This window comes from Halorubrum laminariae, assembly GCF_024494655.1.
Taxonomy (GTDB): Archaea; Halobacteriota; Halobacteria; order Halobacteriales; family Haloferacaceae; genus Halorubrum; species Halorubrum laminariae.
The window spans coordinates 243,908-269,041 of record NZ_JANHDL010000001.1 but is presented as its reverse complement, the minus strand read 5'-3'; the positions used below and the strand labels follow the sequence as shown (position 1 = coordinate 269,041).

Genomic DNA, 25,134 nt, shown 5'->3' with positions numbered 1-25,134 from the left:
CCCCGCTGTACTTAGCATTTGGTGCGCGGCTGACGCTTGTCCGACGGCGCGGCGAGGCGACTCCGACGTCCGAAAGTCCGGCTACTCTAACACGTGTTCGGTGTCGTACGACCCGAGCACGCGCACCCACCCGTTGTCGACTATCTTCTCGACATCGTCGACGGCCTGTCGCATGTGTTCTTCGTAGAGTCCGGCGTCGACGTCGAAGTGGAACAGGTAGTCGCCGAGCCGCTCGCCGCTCGGACGCGATTCGATCCGCGAGAGGTTGAGGTTGCGGTCGGCGAACGCCTCCAAGAGTTCCAAGAGGAGGCCGGGGTAGTTCGCGTTCGGATAGACGATCAGGGTGGTCTTGCCGCCGGCGTCGGAGCGGGCCGACTCGGCGGCGATCACCAGAAACCGGGTGGCGTTCGAGGTGCGGTCTTGGATGTCCTCGGCAAGGATTTCGAGATCGTCACCGGCGTTGTCCGGGTGACCGATCCCGGCGACTCTGGCATCCTCACGCGCGCGCTCAACGCCGCGGGCGGTCGAGGCGACGGCTTCGAGGCCGGCGTCCGGATACTCGGATTCGAGCCAGTTGCGACACTGCGCGAGCGCCTGCGAGTGACTGGCGACGACCTCGAACTCGGGGCCTTGCGCGAGGAGGGCGTGGCGGATCGGCGTGACGACCTCGCGGGTGACGGCGACATCGTGGTCGGCAAGGGCGTCGAGGCTCTCGGTGACGGACCCCTCGATACTGTTCTCGATGGGGACGACCCCCCGCTCGAACTCGCCGGACGCGACCGCGTCGACGATGGCAGTGACGGATTCGCGGAACGACACCTCGGCGGCGACGGCCCGCGCCGCGCGGTGTGAGTACGTGCCGGCGGGACCGAGCGTGACGGCATTCATCGACCGCACCAACACGGTCGCCGCTGAAAAGCGTGCGGGTGTGTCGAGATGAAGTCAAGCGACGAACTCCGCGCCATCCAGAAGATCTCGCTTCACGCGTTTGACCTCCGGTCCCTCCGGAACTAGCCCCGGCGTCGCGGCAACGTCGTCGAAACGGTTCGGATCCGGGTCCAGCGGCCCGATATACTCCGAGAACACCGATCCCTGTCGGCCGGTGACGTAGACGAATCCCCCGTACTTCCGGTCGTCGAAGGGCGTCGTATCCGGATCCGGCACGGTATCGCGAATGTAGTGAATCCGGTCGCGGATGTACTCGGCTGCCTCCCGCTGTGAGTACTGACACTCGGCGAAGTACCGCTCGTGGTGGTCGTCGGTGAGGTCCGTGTCGGCGTGCCGGGGCGACTCGTAGTGGACGGCGTCGCCGCCCACCTCCCCGACGGCGAAGCCGAGGTTCACGGTGAAACAGTCCGGATAGCGGAGCACCGCCAAGAGAAATATCTCGTCGTCGAGCGTCAACCGCTCTTGCAGCCGGTAGTAACACTCTAGGTAGTATACCGCGAGCGCGCCAATCCAGTCGTCGCGCTCGCCGCGGAGGTACGCGTCCGCGACCTCCCGGTAGTCGTCGCCGGTGAGTTGACGGAGGCGGTGCTCGAATCCTCGATGCATCTCGTCGAGTTCGACGCCGTACGCCTCAGTGAGCGGAAGGTCAGGGTCGGCAAGCAGTTCGCTCCGTCGGACGCAGGCGTCCGCGAAGCTCGTAATGTGGCCGCGAAGCGTTCGTTCGGCGTCGAGGGTCGGGAGCGGGATCCGAACGGCCCGCTCGTAGAGGATGGTTGCACCATCTTCCCAACGACGCCGGCGTGTATTCATCACTACCCGTTATCTCCTATACATTAATAAATTGAGCAGTTGTGGGTCGTGTCATGAAATCACTCGATCGCGACAGGCCGAGCCGTGAGTCATCGACCCCGTAGGAGGTATCGGCTTCGCATGGAGACACGTCGATCGGGTGGTGACAATCCGGTCAGGCGAAGGCACCGCAGTCGGACGTGAGTCGGATCGCGCCGGCCCGCCTCACGCGTCGTCTGGAACCGCCGCTAACGCAGCCTCGACGACCCGCACCGCGGTCGGGCCGTCTCGTCGCTCCACGGCGATTACGAGCGACTCGCCGACGACGGCGGCGGCAGACACCGCGACATCCGCCGCGGCGAGTCGGCGGAGGGTCGTCGCGAGCGCCGCGGCGTCGACTTCGCCGGTCGCGAGGATCGCGGTCTCGGAGCCGCCGTCCGCGAGGACGGCGTCGCCGACGCGGAGGAGAACGTGCGCGGGAGAGTCGTCGCCGTCTCGGTCGCCATCGTCTCGGTCGCCACCGTTCCGATCGTGGACGACGCACACTCCGCTCCGCATCGAGACGCTGGCCGTACGCTCTGCGGTCTCGTAGTCCGGTAGCTCTTCACGGAAGCGGCGGAGTGCGGTCGCGATGGCGTCGACGTCGCCGTCGAGGTCGGCGTCGGCCGCGAGCCACGCCGCGGCGGCGCTGTGGTTCACCACTCCGGCGCGGAGCGCGTCGCGGAGGAACGGCCGTGCCCGCACCGCCTCGCGTGCGGCTGCTGCGAGCGACATGGTGGTCGCTCCGTGCCGACGGACATGGTCGTTTCGGTCGCTTTCGGTGTGTCGGCCGCGCGAGGAGAGTTCCGGACCGGACGCGAGGGGAGACCCGGCGAACCCCGCCCCGGATTCCCGCGCACTCGGACGCTCCGAAGTCCCTAAGAGCGGTGCGCCCCCAGAACGGGTATGCAGTCGCTCGTCATCGTCGCACACGGCTCGCACCTGAATCCGGAGTCGAGCGCGCCGACGTACGACCACGCGGACACGATCCGCGCGACCGGCGCGTTCGACGAGGTGCGCACCGGCTTCTGGAAGGAGGAGCCGCACTTCCGGGAGGTGCTCCGCACCGTCGAGGGCGACGAGGTCTATATCGTCCCGCTGTTCGTCTCCGAGGGGTACTTCACCGAGCAAGTGATACCCCGCGAACTCCGGCTGGACGGCTGGGATGTCTCGGCGTGGGGATCCGACGGCCTCTCGGCCGATCAGGCCACGCTCGTCGCCGAGGACATCGACCGCGAGGTCCACTACTGCGGCCCGGTGGGGACCCACCGCGCGATGACTGACGTGATCGTCCGACGCGCGGAGTCTGTCACCGGCGACCCCGACGTCGGCGACGACTTCGGCCTCGCCGTCGTCGGCCACGGTACCGAGCGCAACGAGAACTCGGCGAAGGCGATCGAGTACCACGCGGACCGGATCGCGGAGCGCGACCGCTTCGACGAGGTTCGGGCGCTGTACATGGACGAGGAGCCGGAGGTCGACGACCTCCCCGACTTCTTCGAGAGCGACGATGTCGTCTTGGTCCCGCTTTTCATCGCCGACGGCTACCATACCCAAGAGGACATCCCGGAGGACGTGGGGCTCTGTGAGGACCACACGCAGGGATACGACGTGCCGACCGCGGTCGACGGCACCCGGATCTGGTACGCTGGCGCGGTCGGGACGGAGCCGCTGATGGCCGACGTAATCCTAGAGCGCGCCGCCGACGCCGGGGCCGACCTCGGGACCGCGCTCGACGACGTGCGCGAGACGACCCGCGTCGCCACGGGTGACTGACAGTGAGCGACGCCGCTTCCGCCGTGAGCGACGACAACCACGCAGTCCCCGAGATCGACCTACCGAACGACGCCTTCGACGCGGTTCTCGACGCGCTCGACGCACTCGATCCCGACGAACACCTCCGATTCGAGGGATTCGCCGTCTCTGTCGACGACGCTCTCGACGACGGGCCGGACCGCTACGTCCTCGATCCCGTCGGCGATAACGCCCGAACGGGACTGAGCGAGCGCGACCTCCACGCGGCGCTCGCCGAGCGCGCCCCCGTGGTCACGGACTGGTACGTCTTCGAGCGCGTGATCGGCGAGTTCGGCCCCCGGCGCGCGTTCATCCGATGGATCGAAGACGCCGACGGCGAGACGGTCGCGACGCGATACGCCGCGCTCGCCGAGGGGATCGAGCGCGCGTGGGGCGAACTGACGATTACGGCTCGGATCACCGATCGCGGCGAGCGGCGATACGACGTGCGTCACGAGGCGGACGCGGGGACGCCAGTCACCGACCTAGACGCCTACGACGATCCGCTCGACGCCCGCGACCTCGTGAAACTCGACGCGAAGGGACGATATCGTCCGCTCAAGACCGCGCCCACGCTCCGGGACGGGTGGGTGTTCGACGACTTGGGTCCGAAAGACGCCTACGAGGTCGTCGAGTCGATCTACCCCGCGACGGTCGCCAACTGGCACCGCGAGCGCGAGGGCGACCTCGACGTGACCCACTGGCGCGAGACGATGGCGAGACAGTCGGGCATCTACGGCGTGATCCAGACGTGGGACCGCGGCGAGGGTCACGAGCACGTGAACTGGGTCGCCGAGGCGTGCTGTGACGACTCGCAGTGTCTCAAACGTCGCGAGTGGGAGTACGACGACGACACCGACCTCGATGTCGACGGAGGCGACGGCGTGTTCCCCTGCCGCGAGCCCTGCTCGGTCGTCGTGAGCGCCGCGCGCAAGTGGACGCGACTAGAGAGCGAACAGCCGCGCACCTACGAGTTCGAACTGACCCCGAGCGAGAAAGCGCAGGTCGAAGACATCATCGACGCGGTCGCCGACGGCCGGATAGACGAGATCCGCGAGGCGGACACGAAGGAGGGCGCGAACCGCTACCGGACGCGCTTTTTGCGAGCCAAACTGTTCGACGACGTCGGCAACCTCGGCGGCGTCCCGACCGAGCCGGACGAGGAAGACAAAGAGTAGGCCTGCCGCGACGTTTTGCGCGGAATCGAGCCGCCTCGCCGTTCGTGGAACCGTTTATAACCAACAGAAATTGATTGCGCAATCCCTTATAAATGAGCGCGGTGGCGCGTGCCGCCGAGTGGCCGTCGAAGGCGGCCGCGAGGAGCACACGCGAGGGAGTGGTGAGCGCTCGCAGAGCGCGAACCGCGAGGCTGGGGAGGCGTGAGGTGCGGTCCCGCGAGCGACCACCGGGAGCGAGCGGGAGTACGGAAGTCGCAGCCCGCGCAGCGAAGCGAGCAGGAACGTTTCCCGCCGGTGCGGTTGCGGTGCGGGGTGGGACTCAACTACTTATAAACAAACGCACGCGACGACACGCGACCATTCACGCAAAACGCGGACGACTCTCGTGCACAGTCGCGCGTGCGGGCGATATTAAAGCGCATCGCGAAAGCTTTAGACGCGGGAGCGGCCTATCTCGGCGCAATGAGTCGCGGCCCCGAACTGATAATCACCGAGAAGGACAACGCCGCCCGGCGCATCGCCGACATCCTGAGCGGCGAGTCCGCGACGGCGGAGCGGCAGAACGACGTGAACGTCTACAAGTGGGGCGGCAAGCGCTGCATCGGCCTGTCAGGGCACGTCGTCGGCGTCGACTTCCCGCCGGAGTACAACGACTGGCGCGACGTGGAGCCAGTCGAACTCATCGACGCCCCGACCACCAAGCAGCCGACCCAAGAGGGGATCGTCGCCGCGCTTCGCAAGCTCGCGCGCAACGCCTCGCGGGTCGTCATCGCGACCGACTACGACCGCGAGGGGGAACTGATCGGCAAAGAGGCGTACGAACTCGTCCGCGAGGTGAACGAGGACGCTCCGATCGACCGCGTCCGATTCTCTTCGATCACCGAAAACGAAGTTCAAGAAGCGTTCGCGAACCCCGACGATCTCGACTTCGATCTCGCCGCTGCCGGGGAGGCTAGACAGGTGATCGACCTCACGTGGGGGGCGGCACTCACCCGGTTTCTCTCCTTATCTGCTCGCCAGCTCGGCGACGACTTCATCTCCGTCGGCCGGGTGCAGGGGCCGACGCTCAAGCTGATCGTCGACCGCGAACGCGAGATTCAGGCGTTCGATCCCGAATCGTACTGGGAGCTGTACGGGAACCTGACGAAGGCCGGCGGCGACCCGTTCGAAGCGCGCTACTTCTACCTGAACGACGAGGGCAACGAGGCCGAGCGCGTCTGGGACGGCGACGCCGCCGAGGTGCTCACCGAGGCGCTCGACGCGGCCGAGGCGGCCGTCGTCGACGACGTGACCCGTCGGACGCAGACGGACGAGCCGCCGACGCCGTTCAACACCACGGCGTTCATCCGCGCGGCGGGGTCGCTCGGCTACTCCGCCCAGCGCGCGATGTCGCTCGCGGAGGACCTGTACACCGACGGCTACCTCACGTATCCCCGGACGGACAACACGGTGTACCCCGAGGACCTCGATCCTCGCGAACTTCTCGACGACCTCTCGGCCGCCTCGACGTTCGGCGCGGACGCGAAGAGTCTCCTCGATCAGGACGCGATCGAGCCGACCGAGGGCGACGAGGAGACGACGGACCACCCGCCGATCCATCCGACCGGCGAACTTCCATCGGCGTCCGACCTCTCCGAAGACGAGTGGGAGGTGTACGAACTCGTCGTGCGCCGCTTCCTCGCGACCTGTGCCGAACCCGCGACGTGGGAGCGGCTCCGCGTCGTCGCGCTCGCGAACGGCGAGGCGACGCCGATCGCCGAGCGCGCGGACGGACTCGCCGCGCTCCGGGACCCGGACGAGGCGACGGGTCCGGGGGACCTCGTCGCCGACGGCGGCCTCCGACTGAAGGCGAACGGCAAGCGACTCCTCGAAGCTGGCTACCACGACGTGTACCCGTATCGGTCGAGCGACGAGCGGATCGTCCCCGATGTCGAGGTCGGCGAGACGCTCGCGCTCGACGACCGGCGCACGGAGGCTAAAGAGACCCAGCCCCCCCGGCGCTACGGGCAGTCGCGGCTCATCGAGGAGATGGAGAAACGCGGCGTCGGCACGAAGGCGACGCGGCACCGAACCTTAGAGAAGCTGTACGACCGCAACTACATCGAGAGCGACCCGCCGCGGCCGACGCGGCTCGCGGAGGCGGTCGTCGAGGCCGCAGAAGAGTTCGCAGAGCACGTCGTGTCAGAGGAAATGACGGCCCAACTGGAACGCGACATGCAGGCGATCGCGGCGGGCGAGAAAGGCTATGACGAGGTGACCGCGGAGTCGCGCGAGCTGCTCGAACGCGTGTTCGACGACCTCACCGAGTCGCGCGAGGCGGTCGGCGACCACCTCCAGAAGTCGCTGAAGGCGGACAAGACGCTCGGCCCTTGTCCGGAGTGCGGCTCGGATCTGCTCGTTCGGAAGTCTCGTCAGGGGTCGTACTTCGTCGGCTGTGACGGCTATCCCGACTGCGAGTACACTCTGCCGCTGCCATCCACCGGGAAGCCCCTACTTCTGGACGATACCTGTGAGGATCACGACCTCCGGCACGTGAAGATGCTCGCAGGACGGAAGACGTTCGTCCACGGCTGTCCGCAGTGCAAGGCCGACGAGGCGGACGAACAGGAGGACGAGGTAATCGGCGCGTGTCCGGAGTGTGGCGAAGAGCATGGAGGGGAACTCGCGATCAAGCGGCTGCGCTCCGGCTCTCGGCTCGTCGGCTGCACGCGGTACCCCGACTGCGACTACTCGCTCCCGCTCCCGCGACGCGGCGAGATCGAGGTCACGGACGAGACCTGCGAGGAACACGGCCTCCCGCACCTTCGGGTCCATTCGGGTGACGAGCCGTGGGACCTCGGCTGTCCGATCTGCAACTACCGCGAGTTCACGGCCCGACAGGAGGGATCCGAGCTGCAGGCCGTCGAGGGAATCGGTGAGAAGACGGCCGCGAAACTGCAGGACGCGGGCGTCGCGGGTGTCGACGACCTCAAGTCCGCCGATCCGGACGACCTCGCCGCCGATGTCGACGGCGTCGGTCCCGACACCGTCCGAGACTGGCAGGCGAACGCGGACTGACGGCTGTGGAGGGTTCCTCGGAGGTCCACCCCCAAAACAATAAGTCCTGAATGCCTCGACTGAGGTAGCAATGAACCGCCGCGAGGGCGACGACGACTCGGAACGCGAAGGGAGTCCGACGCAAGACGATCCTGTGTCTCCCGCCCTCCGATCGGTGCTGTCCGCGATACCGACGCCGGCGCTCGCGTGCGATCCGGAGACGCACACGATCTGCGCGGCGAACTCGCCCGCAGTCGTCCTCCTCGATCGGGATCCCGCGGCGTTGCGACACCTCCGTCTGTCCACGCTCGCAGACGGAGAGACCGCGAGCGTCGGCGAGACTACGGTCAACTGTGATTCGGTCGAGTCGGCGATCGACCGCGCGCTCGACGCCGACGGCGCAACTGCGGTGACGATCGCAACGAGTGCGGGCGGTCCGGCGGTTGACGCGTCTGGTTCGGCTCCGCTCGGGACGAACGACGCCCGACGCCGAATCGAACTCACGCCGCGGCTCGCGGCGATCGACGGAGAGGAGTGGTTGATCGTCGGTCTCGCCGACATCACCGACCGGGTTCGCGCCGAGTCCCGACTGGAGTCACAGCTCCGCGTCACGGAGGCGATCGCGGCGACGCTTCCGGGGGCACTGTTCGAGTGCACCGCGAACGGGACCCTCGCACGGTGGAACGACCAGTTCGCGGCGGACACCGGCTACGAGGAGCGCGAACTGTCGACGACCGAACTCACCTCGCTCTTCATCGAACCCGAGCCAAACGGCGAGGCCGACGGAACCGAGACGAGCGTCACCGAGACGCTCCGGCGAGTGTACCGCGACGGGGAGGTCGTCGATCGGGAGGTGACGCTTCTCACCCGCCACGGCGAGCGCGTCGCCTACCGACTCACGCTCGGGCCGATCACCGACGGCGACGAGGTCGTCGGGGCGGTCGGGATCGGCGAGGACGTGGCGGCGTCCGCGCTCCGCGAGGAGCGGCTCTCCGTGTTGACGCGGGTGTTGCGGCACAACTTCCGGAACGACCTCAACGTGGTGACGGGATTCACCGAACGGGCGATCGAGGCCACAGACGACCCACAGCGCATCACAGAACTCGAACGCGTCGTCGCCACCGCCGAGCGGCTGCTGCGGGTGGGTGAGACGGCGCGGAAGGTCGAGCGACTGCTCGCAGACCGACCGAGCCCGCAGCCGCTCGACCTCCGTGAGACGGTCGTCGAGGCGATCGCGTCCCTGCCGGCGGAGCTGCGCGAGCGCGCCGAAATCGGGGTGGACGTGTCCGACGGCGTCACCGTTTCCGCGATCGGCTACTTGGCCGAGGCGCTCGCGGAACTCGTCGACAACGCGATCCGGCACAGCGACACGGACCGGCCGCGGGTCGAGATCTCGGCCGCGGAACTGCCGAGCGAGTCGTGGGCGTCGCTGGTCGTCGCCGACGACGGACCCGGTATTCCCCCTGCCGAGCGAGCGGTGCTCACCGGTGCGGAGACGCCGCTCGAACACGCGAGCGGGCTCGGACTCTGGTACGTGAGCTGGATCGTCAGCGCGAGCGGCGGGAACCTCGACATCACCGAGAGCGGAGACGGGGGGAGCCGGATCGAGATCGAACTCAGGACGGTCGAGACCGCGTGACAGGCGCGGTGCGATCGCTGGGTCGGCACGGCTGGCGTCAGCGTGATCGTCCATTGGTGTGGCCGTCCGTTGGCGTGGCCGCGCCGGACGCGACCCGTAGCCGGATCACTCGACGAGTCGGACCTCGTCGCCGACCGCGACCGCGTCGGCAGTACTCGCAGGGAGTTCGACGACTGTATCGGCGCGGCCGCGGCCGATTCCCACGAACGGCGAGAGTCGCTTCTGTTTCGTTACCTCGCCGTCGACCAGCCACAGCGCGTCGATCGCGAACGGGACGAAAAGCATGTGGAGCCACTGCGTCTCGGCAGCCCCGAACGGGAACACGAGCGCGTAGTCGTCGGGGACAGAGCGCCGGAACATCAGCCCGCGACCCTGTTCGAACGCGGAGCGGGCGACATCGACGTCGCTGGCGAGGATGATTTCGGTCTCGGCCGTCGACCGGTCGGTGGCCGAACCGGGGCGGTGGACGAGTCGCACGCCTTTCACGTCGACGCGGCCGGATAAATAGCCTCGCGATCGGTTCGCGTCGTCCGATCGGATCGCGTCGTCCGATCAGCTCGCGTTGCCGTAGGTCTCCTCGAGATACTCGACGATGTCGTCGCTCTCGGCCATCCCCTCGATCCCGTTGGCCTCGTCGACAAGCACGGGAACGCCGGTCTGGCCGCTCACGTCCTCGACTTCGGTGCGCTCGTCGTGCGAGCGCGGCACCATGACGGAGTCGTACTCCACGCCGAGGTCTGCGAGCTTCGTCTTCACTTTCGCACAGTACGGGCACCCTTCCAGTTCGTACAGCGTCAGGTCGGCCATCGATCCCGTCTACGGGACTGACGCGTAAAGAAGTGCTGCGGTCGATGCGCGCGGCGCGCATGAGAGCGGCCGCAGTCGGTCGGGGGGCAACGCGCCGCGGTCACCCCGCGAGCGCGCCGAACCGCACCGCGAAGTATCCGATGCATGCGAGCGCCATGAGCACGTGTCCGAGGCGCGTCTCCTCGCGACGACCGGCCGCGACCGCGACGACTGGGTAGCTCAGGAGACCGGCGGCGATCCCGTACGCGATGCTCGAAGTCAGCGGCATGATGATGATCGTGAGGCCCGCGGGAATTGCGTGCACGAGGTCGTCCCAGTCGATCTCCGTGACGTTCCGGAGCATCATGACGGCGACGACCACGAGCGCGACGTACGGCGCGAACGACGGGATCGCCGACAGAAGCGGCACGAACGGAAGCGAGAGGAGGAAGAGCGCGGCCACGACGAGCGCGGTGAGCCCGGTTCGTCCGCCCTCGCCGATCCCCGCCGAGGATTCGATGTACGTCGTCACCGTGGACGTTCCGAGCAGTCCGCCGACGGTGGTGCCGACCGCATCGGCCATCAGCGGTTTGTCGATGTCGGGGAGATCTCCCGACTCGTCGGTCATCCCGGCGGCCTGTCCGAGCCCGGTGAGCGTTCCAGCGGTGTCGAAGAAGTCAACGAAGAAGAACGTGAAGATGACGAGAGCAAATGTGAGCGCCTCTACGTTCTGGAACCCCTCGACGAACGCGAACGCGATCGGAGAGATATCGTAGGCGGCGAGATCGTAGGTGATCCCGGAGATCCCCGGCGCAAGCGTCGCTGTCTCGACGAGTCCTTGGTCTGCACCGCCCGGACGGGGCTCGACCCCGAACGCAGAGACGAGATACGCGAAGATGCTCGTGAGAAGGATTCCCACGACGATAGCGCCGCGGACGCCGCGAGCCCACAGCGCGAACGTGAGCAAGATCCCGATCGCGGCGAGAATCGCGATCGGATCGAGCGCGATGACGGGATTGAGGCTCACGGAGCCGGTGATGATCCGCATCTGTTCGAGTCCGAGCAGAGCGAGAAAGAGCCCGATCCCGGCACCGACGGAGAGCTTGACCGGTTCCGGAAACAGCCTGATGACGTACTCGCGTGCGCCCACCGCGGTCAACGCGATGAACAGTACGCCCTCCAAGAACACGGCCGCGAGTGCCGTTTCCCACGGCACGCCGAGTTGCGTGACCACGACGACGAAGAAGGCGTTGAGTCCCATCCCGGGTGCGAGCCCGAAGGGGAGGTCGGCGTACAGCCCCATCACCAACATCGCGGCGACGGACGCGAGAATCGTCACTACCGCCAACAGCTGAAACGTGTTCTCGCCGGCGTCGATGGCGTTCGAGAGGATCGCCGGATTGACTACGATGATGTATGACATCGTGAGGAACGTCGTCAGTCCGGCGAGAAGTTCGGTTCCCACGTCGGAACCGCGTTCTTCCACGTCGAAGCGTGCGGACAGCGTGTCTGAAAGTCCCATTGAACGGATGTGTGTTCCCTCGGATCGGATAATAAGTGTTGCTGAAACAAATTTGTCATATATCCACTTCTAGAATTCTTTCCACCGACACTGTCTCTCAATAGCTTCGAAAAATACGAAGACGTACGTCCTCGACCGGTCCTACCGACTCGGCGGCCACCACACCTCGATCCGATCGCGGCTACTCGAACGTCGTCAGCGCGCCGACGGGCGCGTCCGTGATCGCTCGCGCGCGCTCCATCCCCTCGTCGCCGACGGCGATGAGCGTGAACACGCCGGTGACGTCCGCGTTGGCCTGCAGGGCGATGTCGAGGAGAAGCTCCTGCGTCTCACCGGAGCGTATCAGGTCGTCGACGACGAGGACCGTGTCGCCGGCCTCGACGGCGCGGGCGGGCAGGTAATAGGTGAGTTCGATCCCGGAGGCGAGCCGCTGGCGCGACTCGATGAACTCCTCGACTGCGGTCTCTTTCGACTTCTTGGCGTACGCGAGCCGCGCGTCGAAGAAGGACGCCATGGCCGCGCCGAGGGTGATGCCGTCGGTGGCGGCGGTGAGGATCACGTCGGGCGATTCGAACGAGAACGTCTCGGCGGCGACGGGCGCGACCAGATCGAGGAACGACTGGTCGAAGACGACGCCGGAGTTGTCGACGTACCCCTCGTCGTCGAACGAGACGCGGGCGATCAGCTCGTCGGCGAGCGCGTCGCGACCCACCGCCTCGACGACCTCGCTCGCGCGGTCGGCACCGGGAAGTACGTGCCCGTTCACGTAGCGATTCAGATCCCCGGCCGGGAGCCCCGTCACCGCCGACAGTTCATCGTACGTTCGGGTCTCTTTCAGCATGCGCAACACGGCGACCGCCTGCAGCTGGAGGGCCGCCTTCTCTGCTCGATTCATATTGATGATCGTGATCGCACAAGTATGAATACGTCGAAGTGACGTCTGCGCAAAATCGGCCGTCAGAATCCACACAACTGGATATCGAGGGGACGAGACCCGGCGCACGTCGAGACCCGGAGCGAACGCGGTCGCCGTCTCGGCGGCGGCCGTGGCCGGAGGATGTCGCGACACCCGACACGAAGGTTTACCCCCCGTCGACCGCCTACGACGTGTATGGACGCCGACGAACGCTCGCTCGCGGACGACGAGGACGCGTGGGAGAGGGTCATCGAGGAGTGTCAAGACATCGCCGACGAGCACCGGGAGAAGGGGTGGTCGGTGGTCGTTCCGGTCCCCGACGACGTGCGTCCGGTGCCGGGGCCCGAGACCGCAGACGACCGGGTCGGACTCGACGCGGTCGTGTCCCAAGAGGCGTTCGACAGCCTCACAGATCTGCTGGCCGACGCGCCGCTCGACGAGTTCGAGTCGTACCGGGCGACCGCGGACGGCGTCGTCTATCTCACGCTCGTGTTCCGCGCGACTGAGACGGGGTCGGCGCTCTGTCTCCCGCTCTCCTACAGCGTGATCGACGCCGAACAGATGCTCGATCGGGTCCGGGACGGCGACGTGATGACCACCTACTGTCACCCGCCGGGCGGTGACGCGATCGAATTCCGACACGAGGACCCGACGCCGCTTTTGCCCCCGCAGTAACCGGTCACCGCAGTTCGAGGTAGGACTCAGCCTCAGACGAACGGTCGCCAGTAGTACGGGCTGACGAACCCCTCGATGAACCCGGCGACGCCGAGCACGATCCCGAGTCCGACGAGGACCCAGAAGGCGTTCTCTAAGGCGTTCGCGAACGCCTCGCGGGAGAGCCTCCCGCGGAACGTACGCCACGAGACGACGCCGAGTCGGATCCCGAGCGCGCCGGAGATGAAAAGCGCCGGGAGCTCGAAGACCCCGTGCGGGAGGACGAACGCGACGAGCGCGACGGGGTTTGATTCGAGCGCCGCGGTGGCACCAAGCGCGAACCCGTTAAACGCGATCGACGACAACGCTGGGACAACGAGCGCGACGCCTCCGGTCGCCGTGGCGATCGCAACGGCCCAGTTGTTGCCGAAGAAGTTGACGGCGGCGGCCGGCGGGACGTGCCCGACGAGCCTAGACTCGATGGAGGTCGTGACCGCGCCGGCGAGCGGATCGACCGCGAGCCAGCCGAGCGCGCCGAACCCGACCCCGACGGCGATCGAGACGACGTGTGCGCCGGGCGACCGGCGCACGAACGCGAGGAGTTCGCGCCAGCCGCGGCGAACGCCCCGGCGAATCTGATCGATCGGGCCGGATTCCGGCGGGGGGACGGGAACGACCGCGTCGCGGTAGTCGCCGTACAGCGTGGTCTTGAGAACGTCGAGGGCGGGGGCGACGACGACCGCGCTCGCCAGCCCGACGATCGCGCCGGCACCCAAGAACGCAAGCGCAGAGGCCGCGGACGCGGTCCCGATGAGGACGCCGATCGTGATGACGAGATACCCGGCGGCGTCTGCGGGGTTCGTGCGGACGAATCCGCCGGAACCGGTGATCGCCTCGAACGCGCTCGCGTCGTCGACGACGATCGCGGCGGGCGCGAACGCGAAGACGACGCGGACCGCGAGCAGGACCACGAACCCGACGAGGAGCACCGCGATCGCGACGGCGGCACCGAGGAAGGGATTGACGAGGAACCCAACAGCGACCGCGGCGGCACCGATCAGCGCCGCGCCGGCCCACAGCAGCAACTCGGCGACGTAGATGCCGAGAAACGAGATCCAGCGGCCGCGAACTCCGGCGATGCCCGCCGTGAGCCCGCGTCGGCCGCGGAGACGCGCGGCGACCGCCGACAGCTGTCCGGCGGAGATGGCGGCGTACGCGAGCACGGCGAGAAGAAGAGTCACAAGCGTGCCGGCGGCGAGAAGGAGGACCGCGGTCGGGGAGACGAGCGGAGAGAGCGCGGGCTCGACGCTTTCGGCCCATGCCTGCATCGCCTCCGGATCCTGCGTGTCCGGTGGGGTGAGGTCCAGATCCGCGAGGCCCTCGCGGGCGTCGGCGAGACGCCCGGTCAGTTCGACGTGGAGGTACACCCCGGCGAGCGCGACGAAGAGTCCGACGCGGGCGATGACGGGGACGGCCGTCCCGAGGAAGTAGAACGGGAGCAGGTCGCCGGGACGCCGTCGGAGGGTCGCAGCCGTCGTCGTGACGGCGGAGGACAGGTCCATACGGGCGTCATCGGCCGGGTGACACTTAATCGGTCCGCGTCCCCGACTCGTCAGTCGGGATCAGTCGAGCGCTGCGTCGTCGTCCGGGGCGGAATCGTCTTCTGGGGCGGAATCGTCGTCCGGGATCTCAGTGCTCCCCCGCTCGGCCATCAGATCGGCCGCGCGGACGGCCCAGTCAGAGTACCGAAAGCCGGCGACGACGACCAGTGCCATCCACGCGTACGCGAGCAGGACCCCGACGTAGGCACCCGCGGGAGGACCATGTGGCGGGTCCGACGGTCGCGCGCGGCTTCTACGTGTCGGAGCCGGCGACCGCCGCGTACTCCGACGGATCGAATCGCGGGAACGTCACGACAAACCGCGCGCCACCGAGGTCGGCGTCGTCGGCGACGACATCGCCGCCGTACTCCGCCGCGAGCGTCGCGACCAGCCACAGCCCGCCGGCCTCCTCGTCGACCTTGACGAGCGGCCCGTGCCGCTCTGCCGGGAGACCGGGTCCGTCGTCGTCGACGGTCAGAGTGACGGTCTCGTCGCCGTCGCGGACGGTGACGCGGACGGTCGGTTCGGGTCCCCCGTGTTCAACCGCGTTCTCGATCAGGTTGTCGACGATCGACCGGACGCCGTCTGTGGCCGCTATCGGGGCGTCGTCGTCGAGGTCGGTCTCGACGGTCACGGCGGAGCGGTCGGCGAACCCGGCCGTCACGCGCCGCACCGCGTCGGTCAGGTCGACCCGGCGGAGATCGGTGTTTCCGAGGAGCGCGTCCGCGACGGCGCTCGTCTCCTCGATCCGGTCGACGCCCTCGGCCGCCGTCCGGGCGATGACCTCGACGGCGTCGCCCCGAGCGTCGCCCTCTGCGGCGAGGTCGGCGTAGCCGCTGATGGTGGTGAGGTCGTTGCGAAGGTCGTGGCGCAGGAGGTGGTTCACGATCGAAACGGCGCGGACCGCGTCGCGCGCCCGGCGGGCTTCTGCCGCCTGTCGGGCCGCGTGGTAGCCGGCGATCGCGCCGCCGAGGCTGCCCGCGCCGGCGGCGACCAAGAGCGGAAACGGCGGCTCGGCGAGCGCCCGCCCCTCGAAGCCGCGGACCACGAGCGTCGCGCCGATCGCGGTGACTGCGAGAACCGTCCCGGCGACCGTCCAGCGGGCGATCCGCCACTCTTCGGTCGGTGAGAAATCGGCTGAAGCGATCCGACGACCGGCGTAGATAACGGCGAGGGCGATGCCGCCGTCGACGGTCAGCGCAACGAGCGGGCCGGTCAGATTCGAGAGCGAGTTCAGTTCGCTTCCGTGGTGGAACACCGACGCGAGAAGCGCGGCGGCCCCGAGCGCAACGATAGCGTGGTGGCCGCGCACTGTCGCCATGCCCATACTAACCGCAGCAACGAGCAAAGCCGTTGTGGATCCGAGAGTCTACACTGCCGGCACGAACGTGGAAAAACAGCGAATATGTGCGTGTGTCTCATGCCTGCAAAACCCCGTCTGACAGAGGACTGACGACGCTGCTGTCTAGCGGTTTTACTTTCACCTCGCTAGCCTCACCTTTTTATATGCAGGCCCGCTTGTTTCACTTGCACGTCACACGCGTGCATTCCCCCCCTTTATAGCCTAAGAGCCATCGGCTCGTCTCCGTTGTGGCATCCGCTCCGCGTGAACGTCTCTCTCCCGACGCGGTTCTCGGACCGGAACCGATTAGCCACCGGCCGGGCGATACGAGGTATGCTGACGCTCTCTGACGTCCGCGAGGCGCGCGAACGGGTCGACGGCGTGGCCCGCCACACGCCGCTGGAGCGGTCGCGGACCTTCTCCGAGATGAGCGGGGCGGACGTGCATCTCAAACTGGAGAACTTCCAGCGCACGGGTGCGTTCAAGATCCGCGGCGCGATGAACCGGATCGCCACGCTCTCGCCCGCCGAGCGCGACGCTGGCGTCGTCACTGCGAGCGCGGGCAACCACGCGCAGGGCGTCGCGCTCGCGGCCGACCGCGCCGGCGTCGACGCCACCGTCGTGATGCCGAAGTTCGCGCCCGTCTCGAAGGTGAAAGCTACCCGTGGATACGGCGCGAGCGTCCGGCTGGAAGGCGTCGACTACGATGAGGCGCAGGCGTACGCCCACCGGCTGGAGCGCGAGGAGGGGCGAACCTACGTCCACGCGTTCGACGACCCGGTCGTGATGGCCGGTCAGGGGACGCTCGGGCTGGAGATCGTCGAGGACTGTCCCGCCCTCGACACGGTGGTCGTGCCGATCGGCGGGGGCGGGCTCATCTCGGGCGTCGCCGTCGCGATCAAAGCGCAGCGGCCCGACGTTCGTGTCGTCGGCGTACAGGCCGAGGGGGCCGCCTCGGCCGCGAAGTCGCTCGCGGCGGGCGAGGTCGTGGAGATCGACAGCGTCGACACGATCGCAGACGGGATCGCGACGCGGGCGGTCGGCGAACAGACTCTCGAAATCATGGCGGAGCACGTCGACGAGGTCGTCACCGTCGATGACCGCGAGATAGCCTTGGCGCTCACGCTCCTCTTAGAGCGGTCGAAGACGCTCGTCGAGGGTGCGGGCGCGGTCGCGCTCGCGGCGATCCTCTCCGAGGCGGTCGACTACGCGGACGACGAGACGATCGTCGCCGCGCTCTGTGGCGGCAACATCGACCTCAACCGCCTCGGCACCGTGGTCCGGCGCGGACTCGTCCAGATGGGCCGCTACCTCAAGATCACGATCGATCTGAAAGACCGGCCGGGAGAGCTTGAACGCGTCTCCAGTATCGTCGCTCGCACCGGCGCGAACGTGTACGCAGTCCACCACGACCGCACCTCCCGCGACGTGGCCGTCAACGCCGCCGAACTCGAGCTCGAACTGGAGACCGACGACGCCGAACACGCCGCCGATATCGTGGACGCGCTCGAAGCCGACGGCTACGACGTGGAGATCCTCTCGTAAAACGTCCCGGCCGTTCCGATGTCACGCCGGATCGGTTTCGACCGCCCCGCGCGGTCACGCCGACTCGGACTCGTCGAACCACGAGACAGCGAGCGCCTCGAACGGCCCGGAGTACTGCATGAGCGTCGTCCCGAGGACGGCCATCACGAGCACGTACCCGACCGCGAACGCGTTGATCGTCGACGCAAGTGCCGGGTCGAACGCCCCGCTGTCGCCTCCGGTGACGGCGATCGTCGCGATGATCAGCGAGAACTCTCCGCGCGTCGTCATTCCCAGTCCGACCCGGGCCGAGCGTCGCGTGTTGAGGTCGAACGCGCGCCCCGCGAGGTACCCGGTGACGAGCTTCGGCGGCGTCGTCACGACCACCGCGAGCGCGACGAGCGCCGCGACGCCCCCGAACAACAGCGGATCGGTGACGAGCCCGATCCAGAAGAAAAAGATCGCCGCGAACGTGTCGCGGACGGGCTCCAACAGCGTCTCGACCTCGTGGGCGTAGTCGGTCGCGGAGAAGGCCATCCCGACGAAGAAGGCGGCGACCGCCTCGCTGACGCCGAGCGTGAGCGCCGCGCCCGCGACGAACACGACGACTGCGATCGCCCGCAGCGCGACGAACTCCGCGTTGTCGGTCGCGACCAGTCGGTCGAACGCCGGGGTGCCGAACTGCACGAGCGCGAGCAGCCCGGCGATGAAGCCGAGCGCGATCCCGATGTCTGTCGCGGCCGCGGCGACATCGCCGCCGCCGAGCACCAGCGCGGACGCGACGGAGAGGTAGACCGCGATGAACAGGTCCTCGTAGACGAGGGTCCCCAACATCGGCTCCGCCTCGTCGTTGGCGATCCAGCCGAGGTCGATGAGCGACTTCGTGATCACAGCCGACGAGGAGATGTAGACGATACCGGCGATCAGAAACGCCGGGAGGAACGCGCCGAACACGAGCCACCCGAACACGAGCCCGACGCCGAAGTTCGCGAGGTCTATCGTGCCCGCCGTGCCGATCTGCGAGCGGCGAGCGAGCAGCCGGTCAAGGTTGAACTCCAGCCCGAGGAAAAAGAGGAGAAAGACGATCCCGAGTTCCGCTCCGAGCGCGATGAACTCCGTCTCGGGAACCGAGACCGTCCCGATCGCCGGCAGCGAGATCCGGCCGAGCACGTACTCGCCGAGCCCCATCCCGATGAGGATGTAGAACGGGATCACGGACTGGCCGAGCCGGTTCGCGAGCGCGCCGGCGACCGCGATAGCGACGAACATGACGCCTACGTCGAGCAGCGCCACTAGCGGCCACCTCCGCTGGGTCTCTCCGACCGCTCCGTGTCGCAGTTCTCTGCTCCGCTCATTCCGTCAGGAGCGCCTCGAAGGCGGCGCAGTCCTCGCGGGTGCCGACCGCGATCACCGTGTCGCCCTCGCGCAGGACGGTGTCGGCATCCGGGCTGTCGACGACGCCCTCGCCGCGCTGGATGGCGACAATCGAGATGCCGGTCCGGTTACCGATGTCGGCGCTCTCTAACGTCTCACCGACGAGTGGAGAGCCCGGGGGAAGCTCGTACCACTCCAAGAGGATCCCGCCGGGAAGCGTCGTCTCCTGCGTGTCCGGCTCGATCGGCTGGAAGTGCGCCCCCTCGATGATCGAGCCGATCGTCCGCGCGAGGTCGTCCGAGAACTCGAACACCTTCTCGGAGTCGGCGTCCGGGTCGGGCCGGCGGAACACCTCCCGCTTGCCGGTATTGTGGATGACGACGACCATCTCGCCGTCATCCAGATCGATCTCGAACTTCTTTCCCACGCCCGGGAGGTCTGACTCGCTGATCGGCATACCGGGAGAAGCGAGCCCACGCTAATAGATGTGTACGTTGACTGCGGCGGCCCCGGAGACCGGCGAATCAGCCCGCGGTCCCGTCCGAACCCGCGAGCGGTCCGCCGGACTCACGCGAACCGGTACGTCGTCCCGTCCGGTCCGTCCTCTATTTCGACGCCGACCTCGCGGAGCGCGTCGCGCAGTTCGTCGGCGCGCTCGTAGTTGCCGGCCTCGCGCTCCGCCTCCCGAACGTCCACGACGAGTTCGACCAGTTCGCCGGCCGCGTCGACTTCGCCGTCGGTCGCGGCGTCAAACTGGAGTCCGAGCACGTCGCCAGCGAGGTCGTCGAACGTCTCGACGGCCTCGCGCAGCCCTCGGTAGTCGTACGCGGCGTCGATGGCCTCGCTCGTTCCGTCTGTCCCGCTCGTCTCGCCGCCCCCGTGCGCGGCGTTGACCCCGTCGACGTGGCGGTTCACGGTGTCGGTGAGTTCGAGGAGCGCTGCGGTCGCCTCCCGGAGGTTCAGGTCGTCGTTCATCGCCGCCGCGAACTCCTCGCGGGTCGCCGTCACCGCAGCTCGCAGATCGTCATCGACCGCTTTCGCGCGGGCGTCGACGGAGTCGACCGCGTCGACCGCACGCTCGTACGTCCGCGAGAGACGCTCCCAGCGCTCTTCGGCCTCCGCTATCGTCTCCTCGGTGAGCGCCTGTTCGGAGCGGTAGGCCGCTCCGGCGTAGAACGTCCGGATCACGTTGACGCCCAGTTCGTCTAAGGCGTCGGGCACGGTCCAGAAGTTGCCGATGGAGGAGGACATCTTCTCGCCCTCCATCGCGAGCAGGCCGACGTGGAGCCAGTGGCGGGCGAACGTCTCGCCGGTGGCCGCCTCCGACTGCGCGATCTCGTTTTCGTGGTGCGGGAAGACCAAGTCGCGGCCGCCCATGTGAATGTCGAGCGTGTCACCGAGGTGCGTCGTCGACATCGCCGAGCACTCGACGTGCCAGCCCGGCCGCCCCTCGCTCCACGGGGCATCCCACGTCTCGCCCGCGGGGACCGCGTCGTCGTGGTCGTGTTTCGCGTGCTCGCGGGCGGCGGTCTCGCTCACGCCGCCGGCCTTCCAGAGCGCGAAGTCCGCCGGGTGCCGCTTCTCCGACCGCTCGTCGGGTTCGCCCTGCGCTTCCAGTTCCGCCACGTCCTGATTCGAGAGCGCCCCGTACTCGTCGAAGTTCGTGACGTCGAAGTAGACGGAACCGTTCGATTCGTAGGCGTACCCCCGCTCGACGAGGGTCTCGACGAGGTCGACGATCTCCGGGACGTGTTCTGTGACTCGCGGGTACACCTCAGCGCGCAGGAGGTTTAGCCCGCGCATCGCCGAGAAGGTCGACGCAGAGAACGTCTCGCCCACGTCGCGCTCGGTGTTCCACTCGTCGCGCTCGCCCACCCGCGCGGTGATCTTCTCGTTCACGTCGGTGACGTTCTCGACGTGGCGCACGTCGTAGCCGAGGTGGTCGAGCCAGCGATGGAGCACGTCGGCGTGGAACCACAGCCGCGCGTGTCCGAGGTGGGGGTCGTCTGACACCGTCAGCCCGCAGACGTACAGCGTGACGTCGCCGTCCGCGGTGAACTCGACGCGCTCGTCTTCTAGGGTGTCGGTGACGACCAGACTCATTACCGGCTCGTTGCTACGGTGAGCCTTTTAAACCGTCGGATCGATCGAAGGCGAATGGCGGCGTGTCCGTTCTCGCGGCTGTCCAGCCGATACACATCACCCGCAACCGCACAGCACCTCACACCTCCCCAGCCTCGCCGGCCGTCCTCCGCGTTGCTCCGGCCGGCCGACTCCCTCGCGGTCGTTCGCGCCCCTGCGGGCCGCTCACGGCGCGCCACCGCGTTGGGCGTTGTTCTTGCGTCTACCGCTTTTAGTATCTCATCGCTTTCCGAGCACCTCCTCAAAGACGCGCTTGGCGCGCTCATCCCCATCGTCGCGGTCGACGATCGGCTGCGGGTAGTCGGACGCTCTCGCCGGAACGTCCCCCGCGCTTATGTTCGTGTGCGCGAAGCGACGGTATGGACCCGCTCGTCGCGGCCATCCTCGTCGGCGTCCCGCTCGCGTGGCTCGTCGGATTCGCGGCGTACGTCTACGTCGACGCGCCCCGCCACGGGATGAGTCGACGGAAGTGGACCGCGATCGCCGTCTTCGTCCCGCTTTTCGGCTTTCTCGCATACGTCTTCGAGCGGAGCGAACTGGACTACGACCCCGACGAGGATCCTTATGCCGGCGGCGGAGAGAGCCGCGAGGCGGGCTTCGCGATCCACGAGTCTCGCCGCGGCGAAGAGGCGCTCGGCCCGGCCGGAACCGAGGCGGACGACGGCGGCGGCGACGATGACGAGTGGAACGATCCGGACGGGATCGACATTTGAGGCGGGCGGGCGAGCTACCCGCTCTCTGCCTCGACCGGCGCGGGCGTCGCGATCGGCTCGAGTTCCTCGACGACGACGACGCGGGGTTCGTCGACGACGGTAATGCGGTAGGTGTCCGCCGGCGAGAGGGTTCGAACGACGCCGTCGTCGTCCGTCTCTCCGATCGTCTGGCTGTCGGCGTCGCCCACGCGCTTCGTGACGGTGACCCCGGAGACCGGGTCGCCGCTCTCCTCGTCGCGGACGGTGACGGTCACCGGTCCGCCGGCGTAGCTCCGGTCGACGGTCACGTCGAACCCGTCGCCCGCCTCCGTGACCGACTCGATGTCGGTGAACGCGTCGAGGTCGATCCGCTGGTGTTCGACGAACACTCGCGTCGTCCCGCCGCTGACGTACGTCCGGAGGAGTCCGAACTCGTGCGGCACACTGACGCGCTGGATCGACCCAGCCCCGAATGCGTCGGGCTGGCGGAGCGAAACCGTCTCAGGATACGCCTCTGTGACTGCGTTGATCGCCGCGTCGTTACTGATCGAGCCGCCGTCGCGGACCCACCGGTCGAGCCGGATCACCTCCCGGACGTACTGGCCGTCGGTGATCGTCGCCAACACGAGGGCGTCGTCGCTCGACTGGACCTGCACGTTTGCGTCGGAGACGGACGCGCTGGCGGCAGCGAGCGCGTGATCGCGGACCGGCCCCTCGTACACTTGGAGACGCACCGATAGTTCGGCGAACCGCGAGGGCGTGCTGAATTCGTTCGTCTCGTCGGCGAGGGTGTCTAGGGCGTCGAGCCGCCGCTCGTACTCGCGAGCGGCGGCAGCGATACGGACGAGCTCGTCGAGAAGTTCTCGGTTCGAGAGGTCACCCGAGGCGTGGGAGCGAATGGCCGTCTGCTGTCGGTCGTAGAGGCGTTCCTCGCCGCGTTCGACCCTGTCGAGCGCATCGAGGATTCGCTCTCGGCGGTCCGCGCTCGTCTCCGCAGCGTCGACCTGTTGGACGAGCGTCTCAGTCTCCATCGCCGCGCTCGTCCCGTCGACCGCGACATCGAGTGACGGACCGAGGTTCGCGCCGTGGGAGGCCGTCTCGACCCGCACCGGACCACCGTCCGACACCGACATCGTCCGGAACGTGCGGTTCTCGTCGGCCGTCTGCTGCGGAACGGGTGTGCCGAGCCGCCCGGGATCGGGAGACGGCGCGCCCGACCCGACCGTTGCCCCCGATGGCGACGAGGTGAGTACCTCTGACGAGACGGCCGAGTGCGACGAGACGGTCGCATCCGGCGTGCCGACGGACACCGTGGCAGTGCCCGCGATCGGAACGAGCAGCAGGAGGACGGCGACGGCGACGGGGAGGGCCCTCATTAGGCGTCGGTTCGCCGCCCGATATGAAAAATCCACCCCACTGAGCCGGCGCTGGCGGTCGCGGTTCGCCGCTCGATGTCCGAGTTCCGTCCCGTCCATGGAAAGCGTTTTGCCCGGTGCCTGAGTGGTTTCGTGGTGTATGCGGAACCCTCCGTCTCGCGTTCTCCTCGCCGCGGCAGTCTGCGTGCTCCTCCTCGCGGGCGTCGTCGCGCCCGCCGCGGGAGGCGCTGTCGCCGCTCCCTCCACCCCACCCGCGCAGTCGACGGCCGAAGCGAGCGATCTGGAGCCACAGCCCCTCCATCCGACACCGGCGGCCGTCACGTCGGACGCGGCGATCGAACAGACCGACGACGGCTTCGATCCGACTACCGCGACCCGGATACGGATCGAGCCGACCCCCGACCGCGACGCCCGCTGGGTCGTGTCGGTCCGGTACGCGCTCACAGACGAGGCCGAGCGAACGGCGTTCGAGACGATCGGCGACCGGTTCCAGAGCGGCGAGATCGGGCCGAGCGCCGACCTGTTCGCGGGATTCGCGCGCGAGGCCAGTCGGAACCTCGACCGGACTATGCAGGTCGAAGGGGCCGAACGCGAGGTCGTCGTCCACGACGATACGTCGTCGTTCGACGTCGCCGGCGAGGATACCGTCGCGGTCGGCGAGCTTCGCCTCTCGTTCGTCTGGACGGCGTTTCTCGCGCAGGACGGCGAGGACCTCGTGTTGGGCGACGCGCTGACGACGCCTGACGGGACGTGGCTGCGGTCGCTCGAATCAGGACAGACGCTTGAAGTGTCGACGCCAGACGGCTACACAGTCACCAGCACGACGGCGTCGCTACAGGAAAACGCCGTGGTGATCGAAGGGCCGCGGACGTTCGACGCGGACGAGGGCGTCGCGGTCGTGTACGCGTCGACCGGGACGCCCGGCCCGCCGTGGACGCTGCTCGCCGCCGCGATCGTGATCGGCGCGCTGATCATCGCCGGAAGCATCGTCGGCTACCGACGGCGGGGAGGCCTCGGCGACGACGCGGCCGGTGGCGCGGTCGCATCGTCACCGAACGCGGACGCCTCCATCACGGCTGACGCCGGCGCGAGCAAATCCGACGCGGACGAGGTCGGCGCGGCCGGACTCGCGGCAGACGGCACCGACACGAAGCGAGACGACGCCACGGCGGCGTCCGACGACATCGAGGACGGAACTGCCGGTGAGATCGACGATTCCGACGGCGGCCCCGATTCCGCGGAGAGCGGCGGCGTCTCCGCCGATGCCCACCCGACCGACCCGACCGACGACGCGGAGACCGCGTCGGACTCCGCGGAACGCGACTCGGGTGATACGGCCGACTCGGACGATGCTGACGAACCGACGGGCGAAAGCGAACAGACAGACGAGGTCGACCGGTCGCTGCTCTCCGACGAGGAGCGCGTCGAGTACCTCCTCGACGACAACGGCGGGCGGATGCGACAGGCCGACATCGTCTCGGAGACGGGCTGGTCGGACGCGAAGGTGTCGCAGCTTCTCTCCGCGATGGCCGACGAGGAGCGCGTCGAGAAGCTCCGACTGGGCCGTGAGAACCTGATCTCGCTTCCCGACAGTGGACGGCCCTCGGGCGGCGGAGGCGAGGATGGCGGTCAAAACGATGCTGGCGGTCGGGACACCGGCCGAGACGGCGATGGCGGCGATCGGGACGATGCTGGCGGTCGGGACGCCGGCGACGGCGATCAAGGTGACGGCTCCGCCCCGTAGGCGGTTCGAGGCCCCCGTTCGTCGCGGCGAGGTGGGTG

At 68.0% G+C, this 25,134-nt stretch carries 21 protein-coding genes and 1 pseudogene; 8 read left to right on the top strand and 14 right to left on the bottom strand.

Features of this window, described 5'->3' with window-relative positions; genetic code table 11:
- Nucleotides 1-81 precede the first annotated feature (81 nt).
- The 3 genes from pheA to NO887_RS01235 form a co-directional block, all read right to left on the bottom strand.
- Nucleotides 82-888 (bottom strand): prephenate dehydratase, encoded by an 807-nt coding sequence (gene pheA / locus NO887_RS01245; protein ID WP_256416694.1) that lies wholly within the window; start codon nt 886-888, stop codon nt 82-84.
- Nucleotides 889-942: 54 nt separating this feature from the next.
- Nucleotides 943-1,758, bottom strand: coding sequence for a hypothetical protein (locus NO887_RS01240; protein WP_256416693.1), 816 nt, complete (start codon nt 1,756-1,758; stop codon nt 943-945).
- A 204-nt stretch (nt 1,759-1,962) separates the two neighbouring features.
- Complete coding sequence (locus NO887_RS01235; protein ID WP_256416692.1) at nt 1,963-2,511, bottom strand: DUF7523 family protein; 549 nt, start codon at nt 2,509-2,511, stop codon at nt 1,963-1,965.
- Between the two features lie 171 nt (nt 2,512-2,682).
- On the opposite strand from NO887_RS01235, the gene NO887_RS01230 reads away from it, so the two are divergent.
- From NO887_RS01230 to NO887_RS01215, 4 genes are all read left to right on the top strand, one after another.
- Nucleotides 2,683-3,552: a CbiX/SirB N-terminal domain-containing protein gene (locus NO887_RS01230; RefSeq protein ID WP_256416691.1), complete on the top strand. Its 870-nt coding sequence runs from the start codon at nt 2,683-2,685 to the stop codon at nt 3,550-3,552.
- A 2-nt stretch (nt 3,553-3,554) separates the two neighbouring features.
- Entirely contained in the window at nt 3,555-4,748 is a 1,194-nt protein-coding gene (locus NO887_RS01225) for a DR2241 family protein (RefSeq protein ID WP_256416690.1), read from the top strand.
- A 462-nt stretch (nt 4,749-5,210) separates the two neighbouring features.
- Nucleotides 5,211-7,805 (top strand): DNA topoisomerase I, encoded by a 2,595-nt coding sequence (locus NO887_RS01220; protein WP_256416689.1) that lies wholly within the window; start codon nt 5,211-5,213, stop codon nt 7,803-7,805.
- Between the two features lie 70 nt (nt 7,806-7,875).
- Nucleotides 7,876-9,423: a sensor histidine kinase gene (locus NO887_RS01215; RefSeq protein WP_256416688.1), complete on the top strand. Its 1,548-nt coding sequence runs from the start codon at nt 7,876-7,878 to the stop codon at nt 9,421-9,423.
- A gap of 105 nt (nt 9,424-9,528) precedes the next feature.
- On the opposite strand, the gene NO887_RS01210 is transcribed toward NO887_RS01215, so the two are convergent.
- The 4 genes from NO887_RS01210 to NO887_RS01195 form a co-directional block, all read right to left on the bottom strand.
- Nucleotides 9,529-9,909, bottom strand: a complete 381-nt coding sequence (locus NO887_RS01210; RefSeq protein WP_256416687.1) for a DUF192 domain-containing protein — start codon at nt 9,907-9,909, stop codon at nt 9,529-9,531.
- A 66-nt stretch (nt 9,910-9,975) separates the two neighbouring features.
- On the bottom strand, nt 9,976-10,230 hold the full coding sequence (locus NO887_RS01205; RefSeq protein ID WP_256416686.1) for a glutathione S-transferase N-terminal domain-containing protein: 255 nt from the start codon (nt 10,228-10,230) through the stop codon (nt 9,976-9,978).
- A 100-nt stretch (nt 10,231-10,330) separates the two neighbouring features.
- Nucleotides 10,331-11,731, bottom strand: coding sequence for an NCS2 family permease (locus NO887_RS01200; protein ID WP_256416685.1), 1,401 nt, complete (start codon nt 11,729-11,731; stop codon nt 10,331-10,333).
- A gap of 181 nt (nt 11,732-11,912) precedes the next feature.
- Nucleotides 11,913-12,626: a phosphoribosyltransferase family protein gene (locus NO887_RS01195; protein ID WP_256416684.1), complete on the bottom strand. Its 714-nt coding sequence runs from the start codon at nt 12,624-12,626 to the stop codon at nt 11,913-11,915.
- Between the two features lie 216 nt (nt 12,627-12,842).
- Here NO887_RS01195 and NO887_RS01190 point away from each other — a divergent pair, with 216 nt between their 5' ends.
- Complete coding sequence (locus NO887_RS01190; RefSeq protein ID WP_256416683.1) at nt 12,843-13,322, top strand: DUF7529 family protein; 480 nt, start codon at nt 12,843-12,845, stop codon at nt 13,320-13,322.
- A gap of 32 nt (nt 13,323-13,354) precedes the next feature.
- Here the strand turns inward: NO887_RS01190 and NO887_RS01185 are convergent, their stop codons facing one another.
- The 3 genes and pseudogenes from NO887_RS01185 to NO887_RS01175 form a co-directional block, all read right to left on the bottom strand.
- Nucleotides 13,355-14,863, bottom strand: coding sequence for a stage II sporulation protein M (locus NO887_RS01185; protein ID WP_256416682.1), 1,509 nt, complete (start codon nt 14,861-14,863; stop codon nt 13,355-13,357).
- 60 nt (nt 14,864-14,923) lie between these two features.
- Nucleotides 14,924-15,118, bottom strand: a pseudogene (locus NO887_RS01180) (MATE family efflux transporter); the annotation flags it as partial.
- A gap of 37 nt (nt 15,119-15,155) precedes the next feature.
- Complete coding sequence (locus tag NO887_RS01175; RefSeq protein ID WP_256416681.1) at nt 15,156-16,223, bottom strand: ATP-binding protein; 1,068 nt, start codon at nt 16,221-16,223, stop codon at nt 15,156-15,158.
- Between the two features lie 354 nt (nt 16,224-16,577).
- Here NO887_RS01175 and ilvA point away from each other — a divergent pair, with 354 nt between their 5' ends.
- Nucleotides 16,578-17,789 (top strand): threonine ammonia-lyase, encoded by a 1,212-nt coding sequence (gene ilvA / locus NO887_RS01170; RefSeq protein ID WP_256416680.1) that lies wholly within the window; start codon nt 16,578-16,580, stop codon nt 17,787-17,789.
- A 54-nt stretch (nt 17,790-17,843) separates the two neighbouring features.
- On the opposite strand, the gene NO887_RS01165 is transcribed toward ilvA, so the two are convergent.
- The 3 genes from NO887_RS01165 to cysS all read right to left on the bottom strand — a co-directional run bounded on the left by NO887_RS01165 (nt 17,844) and on the right by cysS (nt 21,245).
- Nucleotides 17,844-19,061: a cation:proton antiporter gene (locus NO887_RS01165; protein WP_256416679.1), complete on the bottom strand. Its 1,218-nt coding sequence runs from the start codon at nt 19,059-19,061 to the stop codon at nt 17,844-17,846.
- A gap of 58 nt (nt 19,062-19,119) precedes the next feature.
- Nucleotides 19,120-19,599: a TrkA C-terminal domain-containing protein gene (locus NO887_RS01160; protein WP_256416678.1), complete on the bottom strand. Its 480-nt coding sequence runs from the start codon at nt 19,597-19,599 to the stop codon at nt 19,120-19,122.
- A gap of 110 nt (nt 19,600-19,709) precedes the next feature.
- Nucleotides 19,710-21,245 carry a cysteine--tRNA ligase gene (gene cysS / locus NO887_RS01155; protein ID WP_256416677.1) on the bottom strand — a complete coding sequence of 512 codons (1,536 nt, stop codon included), beginning with the start codon at nt 21,243-21,245 and terminating at the stop codon, nt 19,710-19,712.
- Between the two features lie 398 nt (nt 21,246-21,643).
- Between cysS and NO887_RS01145 the strand changes: the two genes are divergently transcribed.
- Nucleotides 21,644-21,997: a hypothetical protein gene (locus tag NO887_RS01145; RefSeq protein ID WP_256416676.1), complete on the top strand. Its 354-nt coding sequence runs from the start codon at nt 21,644-21,646 to the stop codon at nt 21,995-21,997.
- 14 nt (nt 21,998-22,011) lie between these two features.
- Here the strand turns inward: NO887_RS01145 and NO887_RS01140 are convergent, their stop codons facing one another.
- Complete coding sequence (locus NO887_RS01140; RefSeq protein ID WP_256416675.1) at nt 22,012-23,352, bottom strand: DUF7094 domain-containing protein; 1,341 nt, start codon at nt 23,350-23,352, stop codon at nt 22,012-22,014.
- 139 nt (nt 23,353-23,491) lie between these two features.
- Between NO887_RS01140 and NO887_RS01135 the strand changes: the two genes are divergently transcribed.
- Nucleotides 23,492-25,096 (top strand): DUF7345 domain-containing protein, encoded by a 1,605-nt coding sequence (locus NO887_RS01135; RefSeq protein ID WP_256416674.1) that lies wholly within the window; start codon nt 23,492-23,494, stop codon nt 25,094-25,096.
- Nucleotides 25,097-25,134: the final 38 nt, after the last annotated feature.

What these genes read in the sequence shown, in the direction of transcription:
- pheA (WP_256416694.1), bottom strand. Translation starts at nt 888, where the DNA reads ATGAATGCCGTCACGCTCGGTCCCGCCGGCACGTACTCACACCGCGCG.
- NO887_RS01240 (WP_256416693.1), bottom strand. Translation starts at nt 1,758, where the DNA reads ATGAATACACGCCGGCGTCGTTGGGAAGATGGTGCAACCATCCTCTAC.
- NO887_RS01235 (WP_256416692.1), bottom strand. Translation starts at nt 2,511, where the DNA reads ATGTCGCTCGCAGCAGCCGCACGCGAGGCGGTGCGGGCACGGCCGTTC.
- NO887_RS01230 (WP_256416691.1), top strand. Translation starts at nt 2,683, where the DNA reads ATGCAGTCGCTCGTCATCGTCGCACACGGCTCGCACCTGAATCCGGAG.
- NO887_RS01220 (WP_256416689.1), top strand. Translation starts at nt 5,211, where the DNA reads ATGAGTCGCGGCCCCGAACTGATAATCACCGAGAAGGACAACGCCGCC.
- NO887_RS01215 (WP_256416688.1), top strand. Translation starts at nt 7,876, where the DNA reads ATGAACCGCCGCGAGGGCGACGACGACTCGGAACGCGAAGGGAGTCCG.
- NO887_RS01205 (WP_256416686.1), bottom strand. Translation starts at nt 10,230, where the DNA reads ATGGCCGACCTGACGCTGTACGAACTGGAAGGGTGCCCGTACTGTGCG.
- NO887_RS01200 (WP_256416685.1), bottom strand. Translation starts at nt 11,731, where the DNA reads ATGGGACTTTCAGACACGCTGTCCGCACGCTTCGACGTGGAAGAACGC.
- NO887_RS01195 (WP_256416684.1), bottom strand. Translation starts at nt 12,626, where the DNA reads ATGAATCGAGCAGAGAAGGCGGCCCTCCAGCTGCAGGCGGTCGCCGTG.
- NO887_RS01190 (WP_256416683.1), top strand. Translation starts at nt 12,843, where the DNA reads ATGGACGCCGACGAACGCTCGCTCGCGGACGACGAGGACGCGTGGGAG.
- NO887_RS01185 (WP_256416682.1), bottom strand. Translation starts at nt 14,863, where the DNA reads ATGGACCTGTCCTCCGCCGTCACGACGACGGCTGCGACCCTCCGACGG.
- NO887_RS01175 (WP_256416681.1), bottom strand. Translation starts at nt 16,223, where the DNA reads ATGGCGACAGTGCGCGGCCACCACGCTATCGTTGCGCTCGGGGCCGCC.
- ilvA (WP_256416680.1), top strand. Translation starts at nt 16,578, where the DNA reads ATGCTGACGCTCTCTGACGTCCGCGAGGCGCGCGAACGGGTCGACGGC.
- NO887_RS01160 (WP_256416678.1), bottom strand. Translation starts at nt 19,599, where the DNA reads ATGCCGATCAGCGAGTCAGACCTCCCGGGCGTGGGAAAGAAGTTCGAG.
- cysS (WP_256416677.1), bottom strand. Translation starts at nt 21,245, where the DNA reads ATGAGTCTGGTCGTCACCGACACCCTAGAAGACGAGCGCGTCGAGTTC.
- NO887_RS01145 (WP_256416676.1), top strand. Translation starts at nt 21,644, where the DNA reads ATGGACCCGCTCGTCGCGGCCATCCTCGTCGGCGTCCCGCTCGCGTGG.
- NO887_RS01140 (WP_256416675.1), bottom strand. Translation starts at nt 23,352, where the DNA reads ATGAGGGCCCTCCCCGTCGCCGTCGCCGTCCTCCTGCTGCTCGTTCCG.
- NO887_RS01135 (WP_256416674.1), top strand. Translation starts at nt 23,492, where the DNA reads ATGCGGAACCCTCCGTCTCGCGTTCTCCTCGCCGCGGCAGTCTGCGTG.